This window comes from Pseudomonas sp. BF-RE-21 (assembly GCF_019947305.1).
GTDB classification, from domain to species: Bacteria; Pseudomonadota; Gammaproteobacteria; order Pseudomonadales; family Pseudomonadaceae; genus Aquipseudomonas; species Aquipseudomonas migulae.
Genome location: NZ_JAGYGF010000005.1, coordinates 1 through 25,763, shown reverse-complemented (window position 1 = coordinate 25,763; position 25,763 = coordinate 1). Strand labels below are relative to the sequence as shown.

General features: G+C 61.4%; 19 protein-coding genes. 4 read left to right on the top strand and 15 right to left on the bottom strand.

Translation table 11 applies throughout. From position 1 onward, the window contains the following. Positions 1–549: 549 nt before the first annotated feature. From KGB25_RS05615 to glgA, 7 genes are all read right to left on the bottom strand, one after another. Positions 550–1,308 carry a PIG-L deacetylase family protein gene (locus KGB25_RS05615; RefSeq protein WP_192227257.1) on the bottom strand — a complete coding sequence of 253 codons (759 nt, stop codon included), beginning with the start codon at positions 1,306–1,308 and terminating at the stop codon, positions 550–552. A 215-nt stretch (positions 1,309–1,523) separates the two neighbouring features. Further along, complete coding sequence (gene glgX / locus KGB25_RS05610; RefSeq protein WP_223434547.1) at positions 1,524–3,683, bottom strand: glycogen debranching protein GlgX; 2,160 nt, start codon at positions 3,681–3,683, stop codon at positions 1,524–1,526. 197 nt (positions 3,684–3,880) lie between these two features. Then, complete coding sequence (locus tag KGB25_RS05605; protein ID WP_223434546.1) at positions 3,881–4,207, bottom strand: DUF2934 domain-containing protein; 327 nt, start codon at positions 4,205–4,207, stop codon at positions 3,881–3,883. A 2-nt stretch (positions 4,208–4,209) separates the two neighbouring features. After that, positions 4,210–6,981 (bottom strand): malto-oligosyltrehalose synthase, encoded by a 2,772-nt coding sequence (locus tag KGB25_RS05600; protein WP_223434545.1) that lies wholly within the window; start codon positions 6,979–6,981, stop codon positions 4,210–4,212. Then, positions 6,978–9,056 carry a 4-alpha-glucanotransferase gene (gene malQ, locus KGB25_RS05595; protein ID WP_223434544.1) on the bottom strand — a complete coding sequence of 693 codons (2,079 nt, stop codon included), beginning with the start codon at positions 9,054–9,056 and terminating at the stop codon, positions 6,978–6,980. The genes KGB25_RS05600 and malQ overlap by 4 nt, the downstream gene beginning before the upstream one ends. Beyond that, the gene (gene treZ, locus KGB25_RS05590; RefSeq protein ID WP_223434543.1) at positions 9,053–10,849 is read right to left on the bottom strand and encodes a malto-oligosyltrehalose trehalohydrolase; all 1,797 of its coding nucleotides are present in this window, start codon (positions 10,847–10,849) and stop codon (positions 9,053–9,055) included. The genes malQ and treZ overlap by 4 nt, the downstream gene beginning before the upstream one ends. A 13-nt stretch (positions 10,850–10,862) precedes the next feature. Further along, positions 10,863–12,449, bottom strand: a complete 1,587-nt coding sequence (glgA, locus tag KGB25_RS05585; protein WP_207284283.1) for a glycogen synthase GlgA — start codon at positions 12,447–12,449, stop codon at positions 10,863–10,865. Between the two features lie 555 nt (positions 12,450–13,004). Between glgA and KGB25_RS05580 the strand changes: the two genes are divergently transcribed. Next, the gene (locus tag KGB25_RS05580) at positions 13,005–13,817 is read left to right on the top strand and encodes a crotonase/enoyl-CoA hydratase family protein (RefSeq protein WP_223434542.1); all 813 of its coding nucleotides are present in this window, start codon (positions 13,005–13,007) and stop codon (positions 13,815–13,817) included. Positions 13,818–13,824: 7 nt separating this feature from the next. After that, positions 13,825–14,655: an NAD(+) diphosphatase gene (gene nudC, locus KGB25_RS05575; RefSeq protein WP_008026265.1), complete on the top strand. Its 831-nt coding sequence runs from the start codon at positions 13,825–13,827 to the stop codon at positions 14,653–14,655. On the opposite strand, the gene KGB25_RS05570 is transcribed toward nudC, so the two are convergent. Together KGB25_RS05570 and KGB25_RS05565 are read right to left on the bottom strand one after the other, a co-directional pair. Then, positions 14,623–15,402, bottom strand: coding sequence for a TSUP family transporter (locus KGB25_RS05570; RefSeq protein WP_223434540.1), 780 nt, complete (start codon positions 15,400–15,402; stop codon positions 14,623–14,625). The genes nudC and KGB25_RS05570 overlap by 33 nt on opposite strands. A gap of 199 nt (positions 15,403–15,601) precedes the next feature. Then, positions 15,602–16,840: an acyl-CoA dehydrogenase family protein gene (locus KGB25_RS05565; RefSeq protein ID WP_223434537.1), complete on the bottom strand. Its 1,239-nt coding sequence runs from the start codon at positions 16,838–16,840 to the stop codon at positions 15,602–15,604. A 333-nt stretch (positions 16,841–17,173) separates the two neighbouring features. Here KGB25_RS05565 and sfnG point away from each other — a divergent pair, with 333 nt between their 5' ends. Continuing rightward, positions 17,174–18,265: a dimethylsulfone monooxygenase SfnG gene (sfnG, locus tag KGB25_RS05560; protein WP_223414370.1), complete on the top strand. Its 1,092-nt coding sequence runs from the start codon at positions 17,174–17,176 to the stop codon at positions 18,263–18,265. A gap of 120 nt (positions 18,266–18,385) precedes the next feature. Here sfnG and KGB25_RS05555 read toward each other — a convergent pair whose 3' ends face one another. Both KGB25_RS05555 and KGB25_RS05550 read right to left on the bottom strand, forming a co-directional pair. Beyond that, a complete protein-coding gene (locus KGB25_RS05555; RefSeq protein WP_192227247.1) occupies positions 18,386–18,862 on the bottom strand; it encodes a DUF1348 family protein in 477 nt (158 codons plus the stop codon). A 56-nt stretch (positions 18,863–18,918) separates the two neighbouring features. Further along, a complete protein-coding gene (locus KGB25_RS05550; RefSeq protein ID WP_192227246.1) occupies positions 18,919–19,482 on the bottom strand; it encodes a TetR/AcrR family transcriptional regulator in 564 nt (187 codons plus the stop codon). Between the two features lie 232 nt (positions 19,483–19,714). Here KGB25_RS05550 and pssA point away from each other — a divergent pair, with 232 nt between their 5' ends. Then, positions 19,715–21,058 carry a CDP-diacylglycerol--serine O-phosphatidyltransferase gene (gene pssA / locus KGB25_RS05545; protein WP_008038356.1) on the top strand — a complete coding sequence of 448 codons (1,344 nt, stop codon included), beginning with the start codon at positions 19,715–19,717 and terminating at the stop codon, positions 21,056–21,058. On the opposite strand, the gene KGB25_RS05540 is transcribed toward pssA, so the two are convergent. The 4 genes from KGB25_RS05540 to efeO (KGB25_RS05525) all read right to left on the bottom strand — a co-directional run. Continuing rightward, a complete protein-coding gene (locus KGB25_RS05540) occupies positions 21,053–22,231 on the bottom strand; it encodes an MFS transporter (RefSeq protein ID WP_008026279.1) in 1,179 nt (392 codons plus the stop codon). The genes pssA and KGB25_RS05540 overlap by 6 nt on opposite strands. Positions 22,232–22,415: 184 nt before the next feature. Next, a complete protein-coding gene (gene efeO / locus KGB25_RS05535) occupies positions 22,416–23,240 on the bottom strand; it encodes an iron uptake system protein EfeO (protein WP_223434535.1) in 825 nt (274 codons plus the stop codon). A gap of 25 nt (positions 23,241–23,265) precedes the next feature. Further along, positions 23,266–24,564, bottom strand: coding sequence for an iron uptake transporter deferrochelatase/peroxidase subunit (gene efeB / locus KGB25_RS05530; RefSeq protein WP_223434533.1), 1,299 nt, complete (start codon positions 24,562–24,564; stop codon positions 23,266–23,268). Between the two features lie 17 nt (positions 24,565–24,581). After that, a partial coding sequence (gene efeO, locus KGB25_RS05525; RefSeq protein WP_223434532.1) for an iron uptake system protein EfeO occupies positions 24,582–25,763 on the bottom strand: 1,182 nt, incomplete at its 5' end.

The following is a 25,763-nucleotide window of genomic DNA, read 5'->3' as shown; positions in this document are numbered from 1 at the left end:
AGCGCAAGGTTCAAGGGCCTCATCGCCAGTAAGCCGGCTCCTACAGGGGCGGGGGCAAATTCAAACCTGTGATCGACACAACCTTGTAGGAGCTGGCTTGCCAGCGATGGCGCCCGCAAGATCAGTGCAAGGTTCAAGGGCCTCATCGCCAGCAAGCTGGCTCCTACGGGGGCGGGGGTAAATTCAAACCTGTGATCGACACAACCTTGTAGGAGCTGGCTTGCCGGCGATGGCGTCTTCAAGATTAGTGCAAGGTTCAAGGGCCTCATCGCCAGCAAGCTGGCTCCTACAGGGGCGGGGGCAATTTCGAGCGGGTGATCGACACAACCTTGTAGGAGCTGGCTTGCCGGCGATGGCGTTCGCAAGAATAGTGCAAGGCTCAAGGGCCTCATCGCCAGCAAGCTGGCTCCTACAGAGGCGGGGGCAATTTCGAGCGGGTGATCGACACAAACCTGTAGGAGCTGGCTTGCCGGCGATGGCGTCCGCAAGAATAGTGCAAGGTTCAAGGGCCTCATCGCCGGCAAGCTGGCTCCTGCAGGGGGTGTTGGTTTAGACGAAGACGATTTCATAGGGCAACCGCATGCGCTCCAGCAGCACCCGGGGCAGCAGCGGGGCGATGCCGATGGCGGGTTCGCCGTCGAGCTGGCTGGCGTAGGCGTGGGTGGCGTGGCTTTTGCGCGCAACGGTCCAGGTGTCGAGGCGAACCTTGCGGGCGCGGTGCCAGGGGATCAGCCCTCGATCACGCGAGGGCCAATGCCACGCCCAGACGGGCACTTCGTTGAACGCTGCACCGACCGAGGCGGCGGCTTTGGCACTGGCGCGGCCGACGACGTCGTGGTCGACATTGCCGTCCTCGCTCCAGGTGCTGAACACCACATCACCAGGCCGCAAGTACCGCGCGATGAATTGAGTCAACTGAAGTTCACGCTCGGCCAGGGCGTTGTCGGTGAACCCACCGCGAATCCACTTCAGGCTGTGCATCGGCAAACCGAGGCGGCGCAAGGCTTCGACGCTTTCCTGGGGACGAAACACGCTGAGGCGTTTCTCCGACCATTGCTGTGACCCCGGATGGCTGGCGCTGCCGTCGGTGATCGAGATCAATTGCAGGGGATGGCCCAGAGCGCTGAGTAATTGCAGCAGTCCGCCGCAGGTCACGACTTCATCGCCGGGATGCGGCGCGATCACCACGGCGCGGGCGCCGGGCGGGACCAGGGTCTGGGTGTTGATGACGGGAATGTTGTCGAGCTGAGGCGCGTTGTTCCAGATCTGTGCAGTAAGGCTGCTGTCGCTGATGGAAACGGATTTCATCGGGCTACGTCCTTGTTCTAATTGATAGCAATGTGCCGCTCTCCGAACCCTGGATTGCTGCGAGCAGAGTATTGCTCAAGTCACGCTATTCGTCGCGTCGATGTTCCCACCGGTGCATATTTTTCTCCGGGCTGTGCCAGGTCGCGCAATTATCGCTGGAGTCGCTCCAGTGTCCGTCCGCTGCCTGGCCATGTAGAAACGCCCGTAGTTTCATTTCACTCTTCTTCCTCACGCTGCAATTCGAACAGCAGCAGCGAACGGCCGGTGACCGAATATTCGTGGCCGAACTCGAAGCGCTCCTGACCGCGGATCGATGGCTGATTGGTGTCGACCATGCAGGTCCAGAACCTGCCATCCGGCACTTGCGGCAAGGTGAAGTTGACGATGTCGTGGTGCGCGTTGACCACCAGTAGCAAGGTGGCATCACCGCCCTTGCGGCGAATCCCGGTTTCCTGGGCTCGGCCATCGAGCAACATGCCGAGGCATTTGCCGTGGGATTCCTCCCATTGTTCGGTGCTCATCTCGCTGCCATCCGGCGCCAGCCAGGTGACGTCCTTGACGCCGATGTCTTCGTTGTAATTGCCCACCAGGAAGCGCCCGCGTCGCAGGATCGGGTAGGCCAGGCGCAGCTTGATCAGGCGTTTGACGAACTTCAGCAACGCCTTGCCATCTTCGCTCAGGTCCCAATTGACCCAGCCGATTTCACTGTCCTGACAATAGGCATTGTTGTTGCCGTCCTGGGTGCGGGCGAACTCGTCACCGGCCACCAGCATCGGCGTGCCCTGGGACAGCAGCAGGGTGGCGAAGAAGTTGCGCATCTGCCGCTGGCGGAGCGCGTTGATCTCCGGATCGTCAGTCGGGCCTTCGACGCCGTGGTTCCAGGACAGGTTGTTGTTGCTGCCGTCCTGGTTGTTCTCGTCGTTGGCTTCGTTGTGTTTTTCGTTGTACGACACCAGGTCGTTGAGGGTGAAGCCGTCGTGAGCGGTGACGAAGTTCACTGACGCGTAGGGCCGCCGACCACGCTGATTGAACATTTCACCGGAGGCAGTCATCCGGCTGGCGAAGTCAGCGAGTTGGCCGTCGTCGCCTTTCCAGAACGCGCGCACGGTATCGCGGAATTTGTCGTTCCATTCGACCCAGCCCGGTGGAAAGCGACCGACCTGATAGCCACCGGGGCCAATGTCCCACGGCTCGGCAATCATTTTCACCTGGCGCAGTACAGGGTCCTGGCGGCAGGCAACGAGGAAGCTGTGACGTTCATCGAAACCGTCGTGGTAGCGCCCGAGAATGGTCGCCAGGTCGAAGCGGAACCCGTCCACGTGCATTTCCGACGCCCAGTAACGCAGGGAGTCGGTGACCATCTGCAATACGCACGGGTGACTCAGGTCCAGGGTGTTGCCGGTGCCGGAATCGTTGATGTAGAAGCGCTTGTCGTCGGGCATCAAGCGGTAATACGAGGCGTTGTCGATGCCCCGCATCGACAGGGTCGGGCCCTGTTCGTTGCCCTCGGCGGTGTGGTTGTACACCACGTCGAGAATCACCTCCAGATTGGCTTCGTGCAGGTGCGCGACCATTTCCTTGAACTCGGCGATCTTGCCGCTGGCCAGGTAGCGCGGGTCCGGGGCGAAAAACGCGATGCTGTTGTAGCCCCAGTAATTGGTCATGCCTTTGTGCAACAAGTGCTGGTCATTCACGAACGCGTGAATCGGCAGCAATTCCACGGTCGATACGCCGAGCTTGCGGATGTGTTCCAGCATGTCATCGACCATCAACCCGGCGAAGGTGCCACGCACGTTCTCGGGGACAGACGGGTGACGCATGCTGAAGCCGCGCACGTGAGTTTCGTAAATGATCGTTTTGTCCCACGGCACGCTGACGCGGTGGTCGTGGCCCCAGGTGTGCGCCGGGTCGATCACCTTGCATTTCGGTACGAACGGCGCGCTGTCGCGTTCGTCAAAACTGAGGTCGGCGTCGGGGTGGCCGATGGTGTAGCCGAACAGCGCTTCGGACCATTTCAACTGGCCGACCAGTTGTTTGGCGTAGGGGTCGATCAACAGTTTGTTGTGATTGAAGCGATGCCCGTTGGCCGGGGCATACGGGCCATAAACACGGTAGCCATAGATCAGCCCCGGATGAGCATCGGGCAGGTAGCCGTGGTAGATCTCGTCGGTGTATTCCGGCAGTTCGATGCGCTCCAGTTCAACTTCGCCGGCGTCATCGAAGATGCACAGTTCGACCCTGGTCGCGTTGGCGGAGAACAAGGCGAAGTTGACCCCCAGACCATCCCAGGTGGCGCCCAGCGGGAAGGGCAGGCCTTCCCGGATTCGCGAAGCCTCGGCCTGAGGTTCTGGCGCGGCTTTTTTTGGACTGGTCATAGATGCTCCTGCAATTGGGGAATCCCCTGTAGGAGCGAGGCTTGCCCGCGAAGACGGCGTGTCAGTCGATTCGAATGTTGAATGACACACCGCCTTCGCGGGCAAGCCTCGCTCCTACAGGTTTATCGGGGGCGAACGTGCCCACGGTGGCGAGAGGTCGCTCGCCACAAGGTCAGTCAGGACAATGCCGGGAAGCGTCAGACCGCAGGCGGTTTACGCACTGCGCGAGGTTTCTTCTCGGTGGACTTTTCCCCGGGCGGGATCACCTTTGCCGCAGCAGCGGGTTTGGCCTTGGCTTTGGTTTTTGGTTCGCCAGCCTTGCCGTTGGCGGTTTTGCTGACGGCAGGCTTGGTGCCTGCCGCTTTGCTGCTGGCCGCCTTGGGCGATTTGCTGGGGGCCAGGGCTTCGGCTTCTGCTAGTTTTCGAGCCATCTCCCAGTGCCGGGCTTCATGGCCCTCGGGTTTTCCTTCCGATTCCCAGATCTGATAGGCAAATTCGCGGATGCGTTTATCGTCGGTACTCATCGCTATGCTCCTGAACTGAACTCAAAGTTTTGGATAAAGAGATTGACCGGGAAATCCCCCAGCGCGGCGCCAATCATCAGCTCCTTGTGTTCTGTGACTGCGACGCTGGAAAAAAGTCCCTTCAGATTTTCGGCAGGGGTGGTAAACGGTAATTTGACTCGCGTATCGCCCCACAGCGGCGCGCCGACATGGGGTATGGCACTGTTTTTCAGCAGGCCCGCACAGCGTATCGGGACGATCACGATGGCCTGCTTCTGGTTGTACGAGCGCGCAAATGCCAACACTCGGTGTGCCTCGCCGCCGACCACTTCCAGCGCTTGATACGTCCCGCGTTGAAACAGCTCGGCCTGTTGGGCGCGCAGGCCTAATGTGCGCGCGATCAGGGTTTGTTTGATGCGTCCGTCACGCCAGTTGGCCAGCAGTTCCGGCAGTTCCGGCGGACGTTGCAGGGTGTGTTGGCGACTTGCGTAATCCACCGGGCGACGGTTGTCCGGATCGACCAGCGAGAAGTCCCAGTACTCGTTGCCTTGGTAAAGGTCCGCAATGCCCGGCACGGTCATGCGCAGCAAGGTTTGCGCCAATCCGTTAAGTGCGCCGGATGCAGCGATGGACGTCACGGCTTTGCTCAGGGCTGCGCGCAGCAGCTCGGCTTCGGGGCTTAGCAGAAGTCGTTCGATGAATGCCTGGGTCGCACGTTCATACGCATCGTTCGGCGCGCTCCAGCTGCTTTGCAGCTTGGCTTCACGCAAGGCTTTCTGCTGCCACTGCCAGAGACGTTTGAGGTAGTCCTCAAGCGCGGGCCGATCGTCGACGCGCAGTTCCAGCGGCCAACTGCCGAGAATCGTCTGATACAGAATCAATTCATCCCCCGCCGACGGCATCGCATCGTCGTCGCGAACTGGCCGAGCCAGCGTCTGCCAGAGCGGCACCTGCTCGGCGAACCACGCGCTGCGCTCGCTCAACACCGCCAGCCTGGCACGGGTGTCTTCGCCGCGTTTGTGGTCGTGGGTCGCGGTGGTCAGCAGGTTGTCGGGGAATTCTTCGAGACGATTGAGGCACGCGGCATGGAAGTCAGCCACCGGTGCACTGAATTGTTCCGTGTTGAACCCCACGTCATTGCGCGACAGCAAAACCGCCGAGCGATAAAACGCGGTGTCCTCGACAGCCTTTGCCGCTGCCGGTGACGTCAACTGCTGAAAACGCACGCAGGCATGCTTGAGCATCTTGCGCGGGCGGCCCACCGGGCGTTTTCGCCAGGGTTCGCCGCCCAGCCATCGGGCCAGACAATCGAGTACCGGCCAATCGGCTTCGCTGAGGTTTTGCCGCGCGCCGTCCATGGCTTGCTGAAAAAACCCATCGTCCTCAACGGTGCGCCCACAAGGGCTGATGTAGGTGCGATACACCGGGAAGTGCACGATCAGTTCCTGCAACGCCCGACGAATCGCGCCGAGGGTCAGGTCGCGGGTCATCACATCATCCCGGGCCACTTGCAGCAGCGCCTGGGCGACGCTTTCGAAGTCGCCGGCAAGCGAGCCGTTGAGAATTTGCTGACGGGCCAGGTGTGCTTCCTGACGGAAGTCGGCGGGCCGTTCGCTGAAGCGGTTCCACAATTCGCCGAGAGTTTGCGCACCAGCGGGATCATGTTGCAGCAACGACACCTGGTTCATGAATTCATAACCGGTGGTGCCATTCACCGACCAGTCACGGTGCAGGGTTTCACCTTCACCGAGAATCTTCTCGACGTAGATCGGCAAGTGTCGGCCCAGCGTCAGGCTGTCGACCCGGCGCCGCAGTTTGCGGCAATAAGCGCGCGGGTCGGCGAGGCCATCGATGTGGTCGATGCGCAGGCCGTCGATCAGGCCCTCGGCGACCAGTTCGAAGATTTTTGCGTGAGTGGCTTCGAACACTGCCGGGCGCTCCACACGCAGGCCGCCCAGTTCATTGACATCGAAAAAGCGCCGCCAGTTGATGTCATCCGCCGCCGTGCGCCAACTGGCGAGGCGATAGCTTTGGCGCTCCAGCAACTGGTGCAGGCGCTGGAAACCGTCCGGCGTGAGCGAGTCGTAGGCTTGCAGGTTCTGCTCGATGACTTGAAGCAGGGCCGGGTCGCTGGCCAGTTCGCGCAGCTCGTCTTTCAACGGTTTGGCCAGGCGGTGGGCGTCGGTCTGGTAACTCAAGGTGCTGAAACGGTCGGCCAGTGACTTGAATCGCTCGGTATCGTCCTTGAGCAATTCGCCGTAGTCCATCGGGCAAATCGGGAAGTGATGATCGTAGTGTTCGACGTAAAAAGCACCGTGCTGCGCATCGAAGCACAAGGGCAGGGTGCCGTCCTGCAACGCCACGCCATAGTCGCTGCCGAGGAATGGCAGCAAGAGCTGACCCTCCATCAACGGATCGGGCGAATGCCATTGGATGTCGAAAAATTCGCCGTACGGGCTCAACCGGCCCCATTCCAGCAAGTCCAGCCACCAGGGATTATCGCCGCCACCGACGGCCATGTGGTTGGAGACAATGTCGAGGATCAGCCCCATGTTCTGCTCACGCAACGCGCTGACCAAACGGCGCAACGCCGCTTCGCCGCCCAGTTCCGGGTTGACCGTGGTGGGGTCCACCACGTCATAGCCGTGCATGGAACCTGCGCGTGCGCTCAGTAGCGGCGAGGCGTAGACATGGCTGATACCAAGGCGCGAGAAATAGGGCACCAGCGGCACCGCATCGTCCAGCGTGAAGCCCTTATGAAACTGCAAACGCAGGGTCGCGCGTGGTTGATTCATCGGTCACGCTCGGCCGCCTGAAGCCGCGCGCAGGCAAGCAATTCCAGACGTCGGGCCGCGTCCAGGTCATCGAGCAGGGCTTCGCTGGCGCCGGGCAAGCGGCGCGACCAATTCGGATGGGTGTCGATGGTGCCGGGCAGGTTGGCCTGCTGTTCGATACCCAGGGCATCCTCCAGCGGCAGCAACACCAGCGGCGCGCGGGTATGGCCGAGGAAGCGAATGGCTGCGTCGAGTATCTGATCGGTCTCATGGGACTCTTCGCGGAAGTTCTGCGGGTCCTGGCTCAACGCCCGGCGCAGGCCTTCACGCTCGCGTTCGCGGTGACGGCGCCACTCGATTTCACCCGTGGCGTCGACCAGGCCCAATCGGGCATTCCAGTCGATATCGTGGCCATGCCACCAGCCGTTGAGCGTCGGTAAATCGTGGGTGCTGGTGGTGGCCAGTGCGTTGTCCGGCCAGTCGAGGATCGGCTTGAAGTGTGTGTTGTCCTGCTCGAACAGCAACACGCGCATGCCGAGTATTGAACGGGCGATGAGTTTTTCCCGCAGGCCGTCTTCCACCGTCCCGAGATCTTCGCCGAGAACGATGGCTTGATGCCGATGGGATTCCAGGGTCAGCAGGCGCAGCAGATCGTCCACCGGGTAATAAAGATAAGCGCCATCGGCGGGTGATGCGCCGTTGGGGATCACCCACAGCCGTTGCAGGCCCATGACGTGATCGATGCGCAGGCCACCGGCATGGGCGAAGTTGGCCCGGAGCATTTCGATGAACGCACGAAATCCGTGACGCACCAGGCCTTCGGGCGAGAACGCGGAAATCCCCCAGCCCTGCCCGGTGCGATTAAGAATGTCCGGCGGTGCACCCACCGTCAGCGAGGCGAGCAATTCGTCCTGGCGACTCCAGGCCTGGCTGCCGCCGCCGTCGGCACCGACCGCGAGGTCAGCGATCAGGCCAATGCTCATGCCGCTACTGCGCGCAGCGGTTTGTGCGCGCTCCAGGCAACGGGTAATCAACCACTGGCAGAAGGCGAAGAAGCCGATGCGCCCGGCGTTCTCTTCGGCAAATTCAGCCAGCGCAGCACTGCGCGGGTCGCGCCATTGCTCGGGCCACTCGCGCCAGTCGAGGTTTTCACCTTTGGCGGCACGGGCCTCCTGAATGGCTTCGAAACGGCAGTGGTTCTCCAGCGCTTCGCCAGCCGCGTGGCGGAAGCTGCTGAAGTCGGCGTGCAACGGGTGTTCGCCCTGGACAAAGCCTTCGTACAACGCCTGCAACAAACGGTGCTTGGCGTCGGCCGCCACAGGCCAGTCAACCAGCGGCTGTTGTTCCAGATGCTTGAGCTCGGCGGCGAGCCCGGTGGCGTCAATCGCCGTGCGCATCGCTCGTTCGCCAAGTATCGCGCCGGGTGCTGCGTACAGGCTGTTGAGGAACAGGCGGCTGGACGGCGAATAAGGGCTATAGCGCTGGGTGTCGCTGCTGAACATCGCGTGCAGCGGACTGATCGCCAGCGCTTCGGCGCCACGCTCACCGGCAACGCGGGCGAGGTCTTCCAGCGCCTGGGTGTCGCCAAAACCGCCATCGCCGGGACGGCGCAGCGAGTACAGCTGCACGCTCAGCCCCCAGGCGCGAGGGATCGGGCTGTCGACCGCATCGCTGACGCTGTAGCAGCGTGCCGGCGCCACGGCCAGCGTAAAGGATTGGCCTTCGATACTGACGTGCTGATAACCGACAGGAATCAGGCCGGGCAACATCGCCTGGGCATCGAGTTTCAGGTTGAGCCGCGATCCGTCCTCAAGGTGGATCTCGCAGGGGGTCTGCGGCTCGAAATAATGCGCGAGGCTGAGGCCCACGCCAACGTCCGCGGTCAGCAGCGGCGGCAGATGCCGGGTTTGTTGCACTTGCTGCAATTCTTGCAGGCTGGCATCGATCTCCTGGGCGCTGCCGGCCGGATGGCCGAGCCCGGTCAGGACATTGCGTAACACCGACGGCGCGACTTTTTGTGGGCGGCCGTTGGCATCGATCCAGTCGACGGCCAGGCCAGCTCGGCTAGCCAGTATTTCCAATTGCGCATCGCTCATGGGCGCTCTCCATCCGGGGGTAGCAAAGGGGCTGCGGTCGTGAGGCTGACTAGCGCGCAATACGGGGCAAGGGTGCCCTGATTCAGCAGGTCGGCGGACTTCGGCGGGTGTTCGAACAACAACGAAGTGCCGGCCTGTGGGGAGTGGACCACCGGCTTGTCGCTGAGGTTCAGGTCAATGCGCAGCAGGCTGCCATCGCCCAGTTGCCAGCGTGCGCTCACCGCGCCTGGCGCCAGTACCTCGGCACCCAACGGGTGTGCACCGGGCAGGCGCGCGATGATCTGCTCGTGGCGGATTTTCAGCAGTTGGCGATACAGCGTGTAAATGGCCGATTGCCCGCTCGCCGTCAGATTCGGCCGTGAGTCTTCGAAGGTCTGCTGCGCGTTCGGGTCGGGAATCTGTTCACGCCTGGCCGGGTCCGAAAATGCATCGAACGCGCAAAATTCGTTACGCCGACCTTCGCGAACGAGTTCCGCCAGTTCGCCGTGATGGCTGGTGAAAAACAGGAACGGTTGCTCGACGGCAAACTCGTCGCCCATGAACATCAGCGGGATCATCGGCGATAACAGCAACAACGCCGTCGCGGCTTTCAAGGCGTCAGGGTGGGCGAGTTGGTGCAGCCGTTCGCCGAATGCGCGATTGCCGATCTGGTCATGGTTCTGCAAGAACAGCACGAACGCCGTGGGCGGCAAATGACCGCTGGGTTCGCCGCGGGCATCGCCGTGGCGGTTGGTGTGGCCCTGGAACACAAAGCCCTGGCTCAGGCAGCGTGCCAACTGTTCGGTAGGGTTGTCGGCATAGTCGGCGTAATAGGCCTCGGTTTCACCGGTCAGCAGCACGTGCAAGGCATTGTGGCCATCGTCGTTCCACTGCGCGTCGTAACCTTCCTGCAGCAGGCTGGCCTGGTTGTGTTCGTTTTCGACTGTCAGCCACACGTGGCGCGCCGGGTCGATTTGCTGCCGGATGCGTTGCGCCAGTTCCTGTAGAAAGTCCGGGCTTTTGATCGCGTGCACCGCGTCGAAGCGCAAACCGTCAAAACGGTATTCCAGCAACCACATCAATGCATTGTCGATAAAGAAGTCGCGCACCTCGCGTCGCCGGAAGTCGATGGCCGCGCCCCAAGGCGTGTGCTTGTCTTCATTGAAGAACGCCTTGGCGTAGCGATGCAGGTAATTGCCGTCCGGGCCGAAGTGGTTGTAGACCACGTCGAGCATCACCGCCAGACCATGGCCGTGGGCGCTGTCGATCAGGTGCTTGAGTTGCTCGGGCGTGCCGTAGGACGCCTGGGGCGCGTAGGGCAGAACCCCGTCGTAGCCCCAATTGCGATCACCGGGGAACTGCGCCAGCGGCATCAGTTCGATGGCGGTAACGCCCAGTCCGGCAAGCCGCGCCAGGTGCTGCTCGACCTCGACAAAACCGCCAAGCGCACCGACGTGCAACTCGTAGATCACCGCCTCGTTCCAGGGCCGTCCCAGCCAGTCGCGGTGTCGCCAGGTGTAGGCGAGGGGATCGACCACCACGCTGTGCCGGTGAATGTCACCGGCCTGAGCGCGGGAGGCCGGGTCGGGCACCTCGAGTTCGCCATCAATGTTGTAGCGGTAACGCGTGCCCGCAGGACAGCGCGTCTTGATCACGAACCAGCCATCGGCCTGAGGCAGCAACGGCAAGGACTGTCCATCTTCCAGTTCGACACTGACAAAAAAAGCATCCGGCGCCCACAAGGCAAAACGCGTGTGCTCTGCGTCCAGCATGATTGCGCCGTGGGGCCAGGTCTCAAGGGTCCGTAACGGCATCGTTGAAAACCTCTTACTGTTTGTTCGATTTCCCCAGCGCTTTAGCCACCAGCTGTTCGTAGAGTTCGGCGTAGGGTTCGACGGCTTTGCACCAGTTGAACGGTGCGGCCATGGCCCGGCAACGCATGGCATTGAGCAAGCCAGGAAAGGCGAACACCTTGAAGGCACGGCTCAGGGCTTCCTGATAGCTCTCGACCGTGGATTCGTCGAACAGGAAGCCGGTCACGCCATTTTCGATGGTGTCGGCCAGGCCACCGGTGTTGCGTGCCACCGGCAACGAACCAAAACGCTGGGCGTACATCTGGCTCAAGCCGCACGGCTCATAACGCGAGGGCATCAGCAGGAAATCGCTGCCGGCGAACATGCGGCGGGCATCGGTTTCGTTGAAGCCGATGCGCACGCCGATCTGCCCTGGAAAGCGCAGGGCCAGTTCACGCATGGCCTGTTCTTCTTCCGGCTCGCCGCGCCCGATGATCGCGATCTGGCCACCGGATTTGACGATGTACTCGGACACGGCTTCCGTCAGGTCCAGGCCTTTCTGATAGACCAGGCGCGAGACCACGGCGAACAGCGGACCTTCGGAGTCGTCCAGCCCGAACAGTTCGCGTACGTGCGCCGCGTTGACCGCTTTGCCTTCCCAGTCACCGATGCTGAACGGACGGAACAGGTGGCTGTCAGTGGCGGCGTCCCAGCTCTCATCGATGCCATTGGGAATCCCGCTGAGCAGGCCTTGCTGGGTCTTGGCGGCGAGAAAACCGTCGAGGCCGCAGCCGAAGGCCGGCGTGGTGATTTCCTGGGCGTAGGTGGCGCTGACGGTGGTGATGTGGCTCGAATAAGCCATGCCGGCCTTGAGGAACGACATCTTGCCGTAAAACTCCATGCCTTCCTGTTGCAGGGCATGCGCGGGAATGCCCAGCTCGGGGCACGACCCCAGGCTGGTCACGCCTTGATAAGCGAGGTTGTGAATGGTGAACAGCGTCGGCGTGCGTTGACCGCGCCAGTGCATATAGGCGGGGGCCAGGCCGGCGGGCCAGTCATGGGCGTGCACCAGGTCCGGGCACCAGTGGATTTGCGCGAGGTTGGCGGCGATGTCGGCAGCCGCCAGGCCCAGGCGGGCGAAACGAATATGGTTGTCCGGCCAGTCGCGACCGTTATTGGCGCCGTAAGGTGAACCTTCGCGCTCGTAGAGTTCAGGGCAGATCAACACGTAAATGACCAGTCCGTCAGGCATATCCATGCGCCCGATCTTGCAGGCAGGCAGCGCGGCATGACCACCGAGCTCACCAATAATGTGGATCGGGTTTTCGCTGTGCAGCACTTGCGGGTAACCGGGGATCAGCACACGCACATCGTGCAATTTCGCCATGGCCCGGGGCAGCGCCGCGGAAACGTCACCCAGACCGCCGGTCTTCACCAGGTCGGCGATTTCCGAGGTCACAAACAACACTTTCTTTCTGTTGGGATTCTGACTGACCACCGGCGTCAACGTCTTGGTACCCGTGACGTTGATCGATTGGGCACTTGGGGCGCTCACGGCGCTTGTTTCGCCGACCTGCTGATGAGCACGTTCTCCCTGGATATCTAATGCCGTACTGATCATATGAATCTCCCGTGTTGTTGATCTAGTTCTAGGTCTGGCAAACGGTATTTCGTGGCCAAATCCTGTGGCCGGGCGCAAACGCGCTACGCATCGGTGAGCAAACGCTGCCCATGCGTTAAAGCAGAATGGCTGGAGTGGCCGTTGCAAGGATTGCACCAGTCGCAACGCACCTACCTTTCAGAGGACCGGCCACAAATGGCAAAAGTTTCGATTTTTTTGACACTTTGTGACCGACCGGTTTTGCCCCGCGAAAAGGAGTCTAGGCCAGAACTTAGAGCGGTGAAGGCCAGTTGGCAAAATTGTTCGACAATCGGTTCAAAGCGGTACGGACGTACCGGATAGGCAGCCAAACGCCCCGACGAAGGGCATGTTTTTTCGCGATTCGGCCCCAAAAAGTAACCTGGCAGTCACACGAATGTGCGAGGGCGATTACGGCTGCGCACTGTTGTGGTGCGCTCGCAGGTCCCGCTTTTGGCCGAACCGCTGCCTTACTGCGGCGCGGGTTGCCTTGTTATAGTTCGGGCCTCATTTTTTGCCCGGTAAAGGATCACTGCCATGTCTCAGTACACTGCGTTCACCGTCGAACTGGCCGATAAAATTGCCCATGTGCAGATCAATCGTCCGGAAAAGATCAACTCGATGAACGCCGCGTTCTGGAACGAGATCATCGAGATCTTCCAGTGGATCGATGACACCGACGAAGTCCGGGTGGTGGTGCTCAGCGGCGCCGGCAAACATTTTTCCTCCGGTATCGACCTGATGATGCTGGCCGGCGTGGCCAATGAGCTGGGCAAGGACGTCGGCCGCAATGCGCGCCTGCTGCGCCGCAAGATCCTCGCGCTGCAAGCGTCCTTCAATGCCGTCGACAACTGCCGCAAGCCGGTGCTGGCAGCGATTCAGGGTTATTGCCTGGGTGGTGCGATTGACCTGATTGCCGCCTGCGACATGCGTTATGCCGCCGAAGACGCGCAATTCTCGATCAAGGAAATCGACATCGGCATGGCCGCCGACGTTGGCACCTTGCAACGCTTGCCGCGGATCATCGGTGACGGCATGCTGCGTGAACTGGCTTACACTGGTCGCTCGTTTGGCGCCGAGGAAGCGCGCAGTATCGGCCTGGTCAATCGCGTCTACAGCGACGCCGCCAGCCTGCTCGACGGTGTCATGGGCATTGCCCGGGACATCGCCGGCAAGTCGCCGATTGCGATCACCGGCACCAAAGAGATGATCAGCTACATGCGCGACCATCGCATTGACGACGGCCTTGAATACGTCGCTACCTGGAACGCCGCCATGCTGCAATCCACTGACTTGCGCGTGGCCATGGCCGCCCATATGAGCAAACAGAAACCCGAATTTCTGGATTGATTGAAAAATGACTTCACGCTGGACCACTGCAGTACTGGACACCGATCAACCGGGCGGCTGGGCCGTTGCGCGCAGCCCCGAAGGCTTCCTGTTCGACGACAATGGCGCGCTGTTCCCGCGTGAATGGCTCAAGCGTCAGGACCTGCCGGTTCTGGCCGAACACGGCATCGGTCATCTGGATGGCGAACCGGTCTACCTGCTGGAGCTGCGCAGTCACAGCGAAGTACCGGGCTGCAACTGGAAAGGCTTGCGGGCGTTCATGCTCGATGGCGATCACGCGGTTTACAAAGTGCTGGGTTATGCCGCGCAGATCGGCACCTGGGCCCGCGAACACCGTTTTTGCGGCAACTGCGGGCAGGCGACCTTGCAGGTGCCGCGTGAGCGGGCGATGTACTGCGAGCCGTGTAATCTGCGCTATTACCCGCGGATTTCGCCGAGCATGATCGTGCTGATCACCCGTGGCGATGAAGTCCTGCTGGCGCGCTCGCCACGGTTTGTCACCGGGGTCTACAGCACGCTGGCGGGATTTGCCGAACCGGGCGAATCGGCTGAAGACTGCCTGATTCGCGAGGTGCGTGAAGAGGTGCAGATCGAGGTCAAGAACATCCAGTACATGGGCAGCCAGTGCTGGCCGTTCCCGCATTCGATGATGCTTGGCTTTCACGCCGAGTACGCCGGCGGCGAGATTGTCTGTCAGGAGGACGAGATAGAGGACGCCCAGTGGTTCAACGTGCACGAGCTGCCGCCGTTGCCGGCGTCACGCTCGATTGCCCGTTACCTGATCGACGTCTATGTGGCGCGGCGCTTAGGCCACGCTGAACCAGTGCTGCCAGGCTAGGCGCACAGTCAGGCCCAGCACCACGGTGATGAACACCGGGCGAATGAACTTGGCTCCGCCGCTGATGGCGGAGCGCGCACCGAAGAACGCACCGACCATCACCGACAGGCCCATGCTCAGGCCGATGATCCAGTCCACTTGCCCGGAAAAGATGAACACCGACAGCGCCGCAATGTTGCTGACGAAGTTCATGCTGCGCGCCACGCCGCTGGCCTTCACCAGATCGATGGGGTACATCAGCAGGCTGCTCACGGTCCAGAACGCGCCAGTGCCGGGGCCGGCCACGCCGTCGTAGAAGCCGAGGCTGAAGCCTTGGGTCGATTGCCACTTTTTCTTGATCGGGGCGTTGCTGTCCAGCGGCGCTTTCGGCGTGCCACCGAACAACAGGTAGAGGCCGCAGGCGAACACGATCACCGGCAGCATTTTGTTCAGCCATTCGGCAGGCAGGTAATGCGCGACCACGGCACCGGTCAGCGCGCCGACCAAGGTGCCGACGATGGCGTGCACCCACTGCCGGGGATGGAACAGTTTGCGTCGATAGAAGGTGAAACTGGCGGTGGCCGAGCCGAAGGTCGAACTGAGTTTGTTGGTGCCCAGCACCAGGTGCGGCGGCAGGCCAGCGGTCAACAGCGCCGGCGTGGTCAACAGACCACCGCCGCCGGCAATGGCGTCGATGAAACCGGCAATGAAGGCGACGACGGCCAGGATGGCGAGGGTGGTGAGGTCAACGCTGAGTTCGAAAGGCATGGAAATGGGCTTATTCGGCGGGGTGCAGCAAAGGGCTGCGGGGAAGGGCCGATATCTTACCTATATCCAACTTCTGCGGCGACTGGTGTGGCCTCTTCGCGGGCAAGCCTCGCTCCTACAGGTTATCGGTGTTGGCATGATCGCCTCACAACCTGTAGGAGCGAGGCTTGCCCGCGAAGACTGACTTGCAGGCGCTACATCACTTGGCGACCGGCCCATTCCCGATCTGCCACACAAACGGCGGTTCAGTCCCGTTAATCTCCCAATCCCCGACAATCCGCGCCTTGTAGATCACCGGATTATGCGAAGACACGGTCCGCGCATTACGCCAATGCCGGTCCAGCGACTTGCCCTGACGCACATCCGAAGCCCCCAGCGCATTGAACAGCTCGGTGGTCGCCCGCTGAATCAGCTCCGACACCACCACCTGCGCTTTCGCCGATTCGAGCTCCGCTGCAACATTCGCCGCCCGCTCCAGCGAGTCATCCCCCGAAAACCGCGCGAAATACGCCCGCTGCGCCGGTTGTGCGGCCTTCAACGCGCTCGCTTCGGCGGCGTACACCAGCGCCGCCACTTCACCGACGACTTGTTGAACTTGTGAATCCTCGCTGACGCGCTGGGCATTGCCATGGCTGTAAATACGTTTTCGCTCACGTACCTGATGCGCCACGTCGCGCAAAGCGGCGCGACCGATTCCGGCCAGCGTGGCCAATAACACGAGCTGATAGAACGCCGTCTGGTATTTGAAACGGGTGGCGAAGTCGATAACGTTTTCGGCGTCCACCTCGGCGTCGATAAACCGCGACGTGCCGCTGCCCGTGGTGCGCTGACCGAAACCGTCCCAGTCATCGCTTTGCACGATCCCCGGTTGCCGGGTGCGCACCGCTGCGATGACATCGCCGCCGGTATCACTGCGCTGTGCGTAGACGTCGATCCAGTCGGAAAACAGGCTGCCGGTGCTGTAGAACTTTTCACCGTTGAGTCGCCAGCCGTCGCCGTTGGGCGAGACTTTGGTGATCACGTCGCCAATCGCCACATTGCCGATTTCAGTCCAGGCGCAGCCGACAATGTCGCCGTCGACAAAGCGTTTGAACCACAGGTCCCGTGCCGGCCCTGGCGTGGCGTTCAAGCGGTCCTCGGCAAACGCGAAATGCCCCCGCAGTGCCTGGGGCACGTTGGAATCGGCTTCGGCCAATTCGATCAGCAACTCAAACAGCTGCGGCAGGGAGGCGCCGCCACCCCCATATTCCACCGGCACGCGCACCGCGCCGAAACCGGCATCCTTCAGCCACTGAATGGGCTCGTAAGGCAGGCTGCGCGACTGTTCACGCTCAACGGCACCGGCGGCGATGCGCTGGAAAACAGGACGGAATCTTGCGGCCAGCGCTTCATAGTCAGTGCCAATGGACAGCGGATTGATTACCTGGTGTTCGGTCATGGGACAGCTCCTTGGATCGGCAGTGGATGCCAAGGGGGATTGCATGGTCCATGCCGGAGAGGGGCGGCCAGGATTTACTGAAGCGTAGGGATTCAGATTCGGCTTGAACTGTTGCTGGGCCAACAGCGCCGCAGCAAATTGCCCTGACACACCCAGACCCATGTGGGAGCGAGCCTGCTCGCGATGGCGGTTGCACATACAACACTTTTGTTGGCTGACATGCTGCCATCGCGAGCAGGCTCGCTCCCACAGGGTTCTGCGGTTGGCTCGGGAAAGTACTGGCACGGTTGCTGCTCTCACCCCAGGACTTCCTAACGTCCCGAGGACACGTCAATGAGTCAGCAAGCCGTCAAATTTGCCTACTGGGTGCCGAACGTCAGCGGCGGGCTGGTGGTCAGCAAGATCGAACAACGCACCCACTGGGGCATCGACTACAACCGCAAACTGGCGCAACTGGCCGAAGCGGCGGGGTTCGAATATGCCCTGACGCAGATTCGCTTCACCGCCGGTTACGGCGCCGAGTACCAGCATGAATCGGTCGCCTTCAGCCACGCGCTGCTCGCCGCCACCACCACATTGAAAGTCATCGCGGCGATCCTGCCCGGCCCCTGGCAACCCGCGCTGGCGGCCAAGCAACTGGCGACCATCGATCAACTGACCAACGGCCGCATCGCGGTGAACATCGTCAGCGGTTGGTTCAAGGGTGAATTCCAGGCCATCGGCGAGCATTGGCTGGAGCATGACGAGCGCTATCGCCGCTCCGAAGAATTCATTCGCTCGCTCAAAGGCATCTGGAGCCAGGACAACTTCACCTTTCGCGGTGACTTCTACCGCTTCGACAATTACAGCCTCAAACCGAAACCACTGGGCCAGCCGGAAATCTTTCAGGGCGGCAGCTCCCGTGCAGCACGGGACATGGCGGCGCGAGTTTCGGACTGGTACTTCACCAACGGCAACACGCCGGAAGGCATCAAGGCGCAAGTCGACGATATCCGCAGTAAGGCCGCCGCGAACAATCACTCGGTGAAGGTCGGGGTCAACGCGTTCGTCATCGCCCGCGACACCGAAGAAGAGGCTCGCGCAGTGCTGGCGCAGATCATCGATCAGGCTGATCCGGAAGCGGTGAATGCCTTTGGCGATGCGGCGAAACAGGCGGGCAGGGCATCACCGGAAGGCGAGGGCAATTGGGCCAAATCGACGTTCGAGGATCTGGTGCAGTACAACGACGGCTTCAAGACCAACCTGATCGGCACGCCGCGGCAAATTGCCGAGCGGATTGTGGCGTTGAAAGCGGTGGGCGTAGATTTGGTGCTGGCGGGGTTTCTGCACTTTCAGGAAGAGGTGGAGTATTTCGGCAAGCGGGTGCTGCCGTTGGTGCGGGAGCTGGAGGCTGAGGCCAGCGTGAAACAAGCCGAAGTCGCCTGACCACCACAAAAACTTGTAGGAGCCGGCTTGCTGGCGATGGCGGTATCACAGACAACATCTTCGTTGAATGTGAGGACGCTATCGCCGGCAAGCCGGCTCCTACAGGGGGGCGATGTGTGTTTACAGACCTAGGTCGGACAGACCCGGATGATCATCCGGGCGACGCCCCAGCGGCCAGTGGAACTTGCGGTCGCTTTCCTTGATCGGCATGTCGTTGATGCAGGCGAACCGGTTGGCCATCAGGCCGTTCTCGTCGAACTCCCAGTTTTCGTTGCCGTAGGAACGGAACCAGTTGCCCGAGTCGTCGTGCCATTCATAGGCGTAGCGCACGGCGATGCGGTTGCCAGTGAACGCCCAGAGTTCCTTGATCAGTCGATAGTCCAGTTCCTTGGCCCATTTGCGTGTCAGGAAACCTTTGGCTTCTTCACGGTTGTAGGCGAATTCGGCGCGGTTCCGCCATTTGGTGTCCAGTGTGTAGGCCAGAGACACACGCTCTGCATCACGGGAGTTCCAGCCATCTTCGGCCAGGCGAACTTTTTCGATGGCCGATTCACGGGTAAACGGCGGCAATGGCGGACGAACTTCGGCGTTAGACATTTAAAGTCTCCCAATAAGATTAAAGTTCAAGCAAGTTGTCGGGCTTGTTTAAAGTGTTACAGGTCCAATAACTTTCGCGCCATGCATTGCGCATTATCGGCGGCACTGTGATCACCCATGACAAGCGCCACGGTAATGGCGCCATCGATCAGGATCAGCAGCTGTTTGGCCAGCGTCTCCGGGTCGGTTGCGCCATGTTCGGTGCAGAGCTCGCGCACGTAGTCGAGCAGCTTCTGTTTGTGTTCTTTGGCAACCAGCCGGACCGGGTCTTGCGGGTCGCCGGTTTCACCGCTGGTGTTGATGAAAGCGCAGCCACGGAAGCCTTCGGAGGCAAACCAGGCCTTGAGCACGGTAAACAGGTTGAGCAGCCGGTCGGCCGGGGTTTCGGCCTGGTCGACGGCACTTCTGTACCAGAGCATCCAGCGCACGTCGCGGCGTTGCAGGGCGGCGACGGTCAACTCCTCCTTGTTGGCGAAGTAGCGGTAGATGCTTTTTCTGGAGACGCCGGCGGTTTTCACCAGAAGATCCATGCCCGTGGCAGCGATGCCACTTTTGTAGATCAACTTTTCGGTGACATCCAGAATGATGTCGCGTGTGTCGTTGCTAGTGATTTCGTTCATGGGGCATACAGTAGAACGATCGTTCTCCTTGGTCAAATATTATTTTGTACCGACCATGAAATCGCCTTCGCGGGCAAGCCTCGCTCCTACTGGGGATCGCATACCTCTGTAGGAGCGAGCGGTGCGACGATTCGACTTGCCCGCGAAGGGGTCATTACAGACCGTAACAAGACCCAAACCCCTCCATGGTGTAAGCTCTCAACCTCTCCGGATTCGACCCATTGCGAGCCCTATGCCGTCGCTTTTCAAACGCTCTCTGCTGCCCAAACTGCGCAGTTTTCCGCTGACCGCCGATGCCGTCACCATCCTTTCTGGCGCTGCCGAATTCCGTCGTTGCCTGTTGGAAAAAATTGCCCAGGCGACCCGGCGCATCTATATCGTCGCGCTGTACCTGCAACAGGATGAAGCCGGCCAGGAAATTCTCGATGCCTTGCATGCTGCCAAACTGGCGCGTCCGGAACTGGACGTGGTGGTCGTCGTCGACTGGCTGCGCGCCCAGCGTGGCTTGATCGGTGCCGGCAAACAGCCGGGCAATTCGGCGTGGTATCAGGAAACCACCCGAACCCACGCCAGCGTGGTCCCGGTGTACGGTGTGCCAGTGCAGACCCGCGAGCTGTTCGGCGTGCTGCATTTGAAAGGCTTCGTGATCGATGACTGCGTGATCTACAGCGGTGCGAGCCTGAACAACGTTTATCTGCACAAATTCGACAAATACCGCTACGACCGTTATCACCTGCTGCACAACGGTGCCCTGGCCGATTCGATGCAGCACCTGGTTCAGCACGGCCTGGTCGCCTCGAAAGCGGTGCATCGCCTCGATTTGCCGAACCTGCCGACCACCCGCAGCCTGCGCCACGACATCGGCGACCTGCGCAGCCGCCTGAAACATGCGGCGTACGACACCACGACGGGCACCACGGTTAAAGACGGTTTGTCGGTCAGCCCATTGCTTGGGGTCGGCAAGAACAACCCGTTGAGCCGGGTAATCTGCGAGTTGATCGCCAGTGCCCAGCATCAACTGACGATCTGCACGCCGTACTTCAACCTGCCGTTGGCGGTGACCCGGGAGATCAACCGGGCATTGGCCCGGGGTGTGAAGATCGACATCGTGGTCGGCGACAAAACCGCCAACGACTTCTACATCCCGCCGAGCGAGCCGTTCAAGGTGATCTCGGCGTTGCCGTACCTCTACGAGATCAGCTTGCGGCGTTTCGCCAAGCGTCATCATCGCAGCGTCGACAGCGGCCAGTTGAACCTGCACCTGTGGAAGGACGGCGATAACACCTATCACCTTAAAGGCATGTGGGTCGATCAGCGTTACACCTTGCTGACCGGCAACAACCTCAATCCGCGCGCATTCCGTCTCGACCTGGAAAACGCGCTGCTGATTGATGACCCCAAAGGTGAATTGCTGGAGCCGCGTCGCAGTGAGCTGGCGGAGATTTTCCAGCACACCACGCGCATCGAGCGTTATCAGGACCTGCAAACCCTGCCGGATTACCCGGCGGGCGTGGCCAAGTTCCTCAAGCGTGTCAGTCGCGTGCGCATTGAACGCTTGCTCTATCGCATCCTATAAAGCCTGACGCTGCCGGGGCCCTGGCCACAGGGCCACCAGCAGCAACAACGCAGCCGCTACCAGATACGGCAAACGCGGTTCGATGCCGTAGATCAGCGTGGCGGTCAACGGCCCGATCACCACGCCGAACCCCTGGGCGGCGCCGATGGAACCTGCGGTCGCGCCTTGCTCCGAGGCCTCGACCGCATTGGCGGCAAGCGCGGCGAAGGACGGGAAAATCAGGCCCATGCCGCTCGCCGAGACAAAGAACCCCAGCCACAACCCCCACGCCGAATCGACCATGATGCTGCCGGAAAACCCCAGCGCAGCGACCATTGCGCCGACCCGGATCAGCCGTAGCGGCGGCCATTCCAGTCGACGCACAACCAACTGCGAACAGATCAACGCGAAGCCGACCATGGTCAGGGCGATACCGGCCGTTTGCGCGGCGTCGGCCGGGCTCATGCCCAGTCGATCGATGGCGAAGAAGCCGACGGTGATCTGCGCGACAGAAACGCACAGCATCGCCACGAACGCGACCGCCATGGGCCGGCGCAACCGTGGATCGTTGAGGTGCACCTTGCGCGGTGCCTGGCGCAAATGCAGTTCCTGGGCCTTGAGCTTGTAACGCAGCACGAGGAACGCCATCAGCGGTAGAAACGCCATGGCGTAGAAGGGCAGGCTCAGGCTGTATCGGGACAGCAACGCCGCTATCGCCGGGCCGACCACCAGCCCGCAGGCGTTGGCAGCGCCCAATGCGGCCATGGCTTTGGCGCGGTGTTGCGGCTCGACGTTGTCGGCAATCAGTGCATTACAGCCGACCGGAATCGCCGCATAGAACACCCCGATCAGCCCGCGTCCGAGCATCAGCCCGATAAACGCCAGCGCCGCTGAAGGCAGGAATCGCAAAGACGTGTCGATGAACAGGCACAAGGCCCAATAGGCGAGGGTGAATCCCGCAGTGCCGAGCAACAGAATGCGTCGTCGTCCGAAGCGGTCGCTGGCCTGACCCCATGGACGCGCCAGCACCATCCAGATCACCCCGGACACCGTCACCGCCGCCCCGGCCTGCCAGGTGGCCAGGCCCAACACCCGGGCGATGGGCCCGATCAAAGAAACGAACGCCATCATTGCCATGGTGCAGGCCATGTTGGCGACCATGAGCGGGCGCAGGTCGAAGGTTGAAGCGGACATGGGTGAGTCTTCCGTGAGCTTTTATTATTGGCGGGGGATGGTAGCAGGAGGGGGATGTGTCGGGGCTGAAAATGCCTTCGCGGGCAAGTCGAATCGTCGCACCGCTCGCTCCTACAGGGGATCGAATACCTCTGTAGGAGCGAGGCTTGCCCGCGAAGGGGCCCGCCCAGACGCTACAAAAAAATCAGTTCAAACCCAGTTTCCCACGCAACGTCGACAAATCCTCAGCCAACGTATTCACCGGCCCAACCAGCGCCTTACGGTCGCTGTCCTTCACCTTGTCATAGGTCTCAAAACCGCCATCCCTGGTTTTGTACTTCGCCAGCGTCTTGTTCACCGTGGCAAAGTTTTTGTCGACCTTGGCAATGAACGCCGCGTCCTGCTTCTCGATCTGTGGACGGAACAGGTCGACGATTTTCTTCGCGCCGTCGATGTTGCCCTGGAAGTCATACAGGTCGGTGTGGCTGTAACGATCCTCTTCGCCGGAGATCTTGGTGGCGGCGACTTCTTCCAGCAGTGCCGCCGCGCCGCCCACCACTTTTTCAGGCGGGAAGGTCAGGCCGGCCACGCGGGTTTGCAGGTCCTTAACGTCTTTGTTCAAGCCATCCGCCAGTTCGCCCAGGTCCTTGGTGCTCTTCTCGGAGAACAGCGAGTATTCGATGCGGTGGAAACCGGTGAAGTCTTCGGCTTTCACGCCTTTTTCGTGGTCGTCGACACGGGAGTCGATGGAGGCGTCGAGGTCACTGAACAGCTCGGCAATCGGCTCGATCGATTCGTAGTAAACCCGGGTCGGCGCGTAGAGTTTTTGCGCGGTGGCGAGGTCACCTTTCTTCACCGCATCGGTGAATTTCTGAGTGTGGCTGGCCAGTTCGTCCAGTTGCTCGGTGACGTAGATCTTGTAATCCGAAATCGGCCCCACCAGTTCCAGCGGCGCCGTCGCCGCGAAAGCCGAAAACGGGGTGTTGAGCAAACCAAGGGTCAGCAATAACGCGAGTGGCGACTTTTTCATGGGACGGTTCCGTGTTGGGGGTTGGTTAGGCGGTGGCTTTTGTTTGTGTGGCGTTGAGCAGCGAGCGACCGATGAAATCCTGGTCGCCCGTCACACCCGGCAGGGTGAAGAAGTACCCGCCGCCGACCGGCTTGAGGTACTCCTCGAGTGGCTCGCCATTGAGTCGGGTTTGCACGGTGATGAAGCCTTTTTCCAGGTCGGCCTGGTAGCAGATGAACAGCAAGCCCATGTCCAGCTGACCGTTCTTGTTCACGCCGTTGGAGTAGTTGAACGGCCGGCGCAGGATCAGGTTGGCCTGACTCGCGGCGGTGCGCGGGTTGGCCAGGCGGATGTGCGCGTCGAGCTTGGTCAGCTTGCCTTCCGGGTCCTTGGCGTAGTCCGGCACCTCGGTTTCGTGCGCACCGCCCATGGGCGCGCCGGTGCTTTTGACCCGGCCGAGAATGCTTTCCTGTTCCTGCAACGGCGTGCGGTCCCAGCGCTCGACGAAGTTGCGGATGATCCGCACCGCTTGATAGCTGCCATTGACGGCCCACGCCGGTTCGTCGCTGCCGGGCTGGACCCAGACGATGCGGTCCATGGCTTTGGCGTCGTTGGAATCGGGGTTGGCCGAGCCGTCGCGAAAGCCCAGAAAGTTACGCGCACTCTGCGCCGGCACACCGGGTTTCGCCGGTGCCTGGGGCGGCACGCTGCCTTCCTGTTTCCAGCGCACCAGCAGCAAGTCCGGCAGGTTTTTCACGATGTCGCGCAGGGCGTGGATGTTTGTGTCGGTGGTGTTGGAGCAGAACTGCAAACTCAGGTCGCCGTGGCAGCAATCGGCTTCCAGCGCATCGTTGGGGAAACCGACCATGCGGCTCAGCCGTTTCGGTTTGGCGTGGGCCAGGCCGAAGCGTTCGTCGAACAACGATTCACCCACCGAGACGGTGATAGTCAGGTTGTCCGGCGTGACCACCGGGCCAAGAATCCCTGAATCCACTGGCGGCAGTTTCGGATCGACCTGCGCCACCGGGCCGCCCTTCATCAGGAACGCGATGCGCTCATTGAGCGTGCGGAACAGCCGTTCGAGGTCTTCACGGTCACTGGCCAACACATCAAACGACACCAACATGCCCGACGCCGGGCGCGGGGTGACGATGCCGCTTTGGTGCTGGCCGTGGAAGTCGTGGTGGTCTTCGGTCCGGTCGCTGCTCGGTGCTTCGGTGACTTGCGCGGGGCTGGCGGCCATGGCCGGGCAGCTCAATGCAGAACCGGCCAACGCCACACCGGCGGCCCCCATGCCCATCAATACCCGGCGACGCTGGAGGTTGAATTGCTCTGAATCGTTCATCTGAATGTCGTCTTCTGCTACAGGCCGGAAAGGCCAAGGGCGGGATCGATTCCATCGAGTGCATCGGCCAGTGCCTTGGCCTTGTCGGCGATCTGTTTGCGTTGCGCGGCGCCGACCGTGTCATAGCTCGCATAGCCGTCCTGGACCTTGAAACCGTTGAGTTCGGCATCAAGGCTGACGATTGCGCTGTCGATGGTTGGCAGCAGTTCGGCGGCGGAGTTGGTCAGCAGCGGGCGCAACAGGTCGACGACTTTGCGGGCAGCTTCGAGGTTGCCGGCGAAACCGTTCAAGTCGGTGTGGCTGTAGCGTTCTTCTTCACCGCTGCTGGCGCGCACATCGCCGAGGTTATTGAGGTTGCGCACCACGATGCTGACCAGTTGTTCCGGGGGCAGCGATTGCGCGAGCAGTTGTTGCTTGAGCGTGGTGACGTCGGTCAGCAGCTGTTGGGCTACCGGTGTCAGGCCGTCGAGGTTGCGTTGCTGGAACAGCGCATATTCCAGGCGATGGAAACCCACGAAGCCGGGGTCCTGCTCGCGCTTTTCAAAGTAATCGGCACGGGCGTTGATGGTGTTGTCCAGTTCCGCCAGGCGTTGCGTGGCCGGGGCAATGCGTTGGTAGGCACTGCGCGCCGGGACGTACAACGCTTGCGCCTGGCTCAGGTCACCGGCTTCGATGGCTTGTTCGAGCGCGGTGACGGCTTTGATCAGCGCGGTACTTTGGCTGCTCAGGTAAACGCGGAACTCCGACAACGGCCCGACGAAAGCCACCATCGACGGCTTGGCTTTGGCCGCGGCATCGGACGCCGCGGTCGGTGTCACGTGCAACGTGCCACGCGGGTTGCTCAGCAGGCCGCAGGTGATCGCGTAATCGCCGGGCAACAGGTTGGCGTTGATTACCTGACTCAGGCCGGGCGCGATGTTTTCCCGTTCTTCGACCACCAGCACGCCGTCAAGGATCTCCCATTCAACGGCACGATCCGAGCGGTTGACGATGCGGAAACTGGCTCGACCGGCCGGCACTGTCAACGCATTCGGCTCGCAGCTGTGGGGGTGAATGGTCACCAGCACTTCGTCATGGTTGGCCTGGCGTTTGGCCGCGGCCATTTTCGAGGCGTAGTAGAACAGGCCGCCGGCGGCGATCATCACGATCACCGAACCGGCCACCGCCCAGCGCAAGGCGCGGGGAGGGGAGGCCTGGGG

Bases quoted from the DNA above. Each gene is read 5' to 3' on its own strand.
- KGB25_RS05615 (WP_192227257.1), bottom strand. From the start codon at position 1,308: ATGAAATCCGTTTCCATCAGCGACAGCAGCCTTACTGCACAGATCTGG.
- glgX (WP_223434547.1), bottom strand. From the start codon at position 3,683: ATGACCAGTCCAAAAAAAGCCGCGCCAGAACCTCAGGCCGAGGCTTCG.
- KGB25_RS05605 (WP_223434546.1), bottom strand. From the start codon at position 4,207: ATGAGTACCGACGATAAACGCATCCGCGAATTTGCCTATCAGATCTGG.
- KGB25_RS05600 (WP_223434545.1), bottom strand. From the start codon at position 6,981: ATGAATCAACCACGCGCGACCCTGCGTTTGCAGTTTCATAAGGGCTTC.
- malQ (WP_223434544.1), bottom strand. From the start codon at position 9,056: ATGAGCGATGCGCAATTGGAAATACTGGCTAGCCGAGCTGGCCTGGCC.
- treZ (WP_223434543.1), bottom strand. From the start codon at position 10,849: ATGCCGTTACGGACCCTTGAGACCTGGCCCCACGGCGCAATCATGCTG.
- glgA (WP_207284283.1), bottom strand. From the start codon at position 12,449: ATGATCAGTACGGCATTAGATATCCAGGGAGAACGTGCTCATCAGCAG.
- KGB25_RS05580 (WP_223434542.1), top strand. From the start codon at position 13,005: ATGTCTCAGTACACTGCGTTCACCGTCGAACTGGCCGATAAAATTGCC.
- nudC (WP_008026265.1), top strand. From the start codon at position 13,825: ATGACTTCACGCTGGACCACTGCAGTACTGGACACCGATCAACCGGGC.
- KGB25_RS05570 (WP_223434540.1), bottom strand. From the start codon at position 15,402: ATGCCTTTCGAACTCAGCGTTGACCTCACCACCCTCGCCATCCTGGCC.
- KGB25_RS05565 (WP_223434537.1), bottom strand. From the start codon at position 16,840: ATGACCGAACACCAGGTAATCAATCCGCTGTCCATTGGCACTGACTAT.
- sfnG (WP_223414370.1), top strand. From the start codon at position 17,174: ATGAGTCAGCAAGCCGTCAAATTTGCCTACTGGGTGCCGAACGTCAGC.
- KGB25_RS05555 (WP_192227247.1), bottom strand. From the start codon at position 18,862: ATGTCTAACGCCGAAGTTCGTCCGCCATTGCCGCCGTTTACCCGTGAA.
- KGB25_RS05550 (WP_192227246.1), bottom strand. From the start codon at position 19,482: ATGAACGAAATCACTAGCAACGACACACGCGACATCATTCTGGATGTC.
- pssA (WP_008038356.1), top strand. From the start codon at position 19,715: ATGCCGTCGCTTTTCAAACGCTCTCTGCTGCCCAAACTGCGCAGTTTT.
- KGB25_RS05540 (WP_008026279.1), bottom strand. From the start codon at position 22,231: ATGTCCGCTTCAACCTTCGACCTGCGCCCGCTCATGGTCGCCAACATG.
- efeO (WP_223434535.1), bottom strand. From the start codon at position 23,240: ATGAAAAAGTCGCCACTCGCGTTATTGCTGACCCTTGGTTTGCTCAAC.
- efeB (WP_223434533.1), bottom strand. From the start codon at position 24,564: ATGAACGATTCAGAGCAATTCAACCTCCAGCGTCGCCGGGTATTGATG.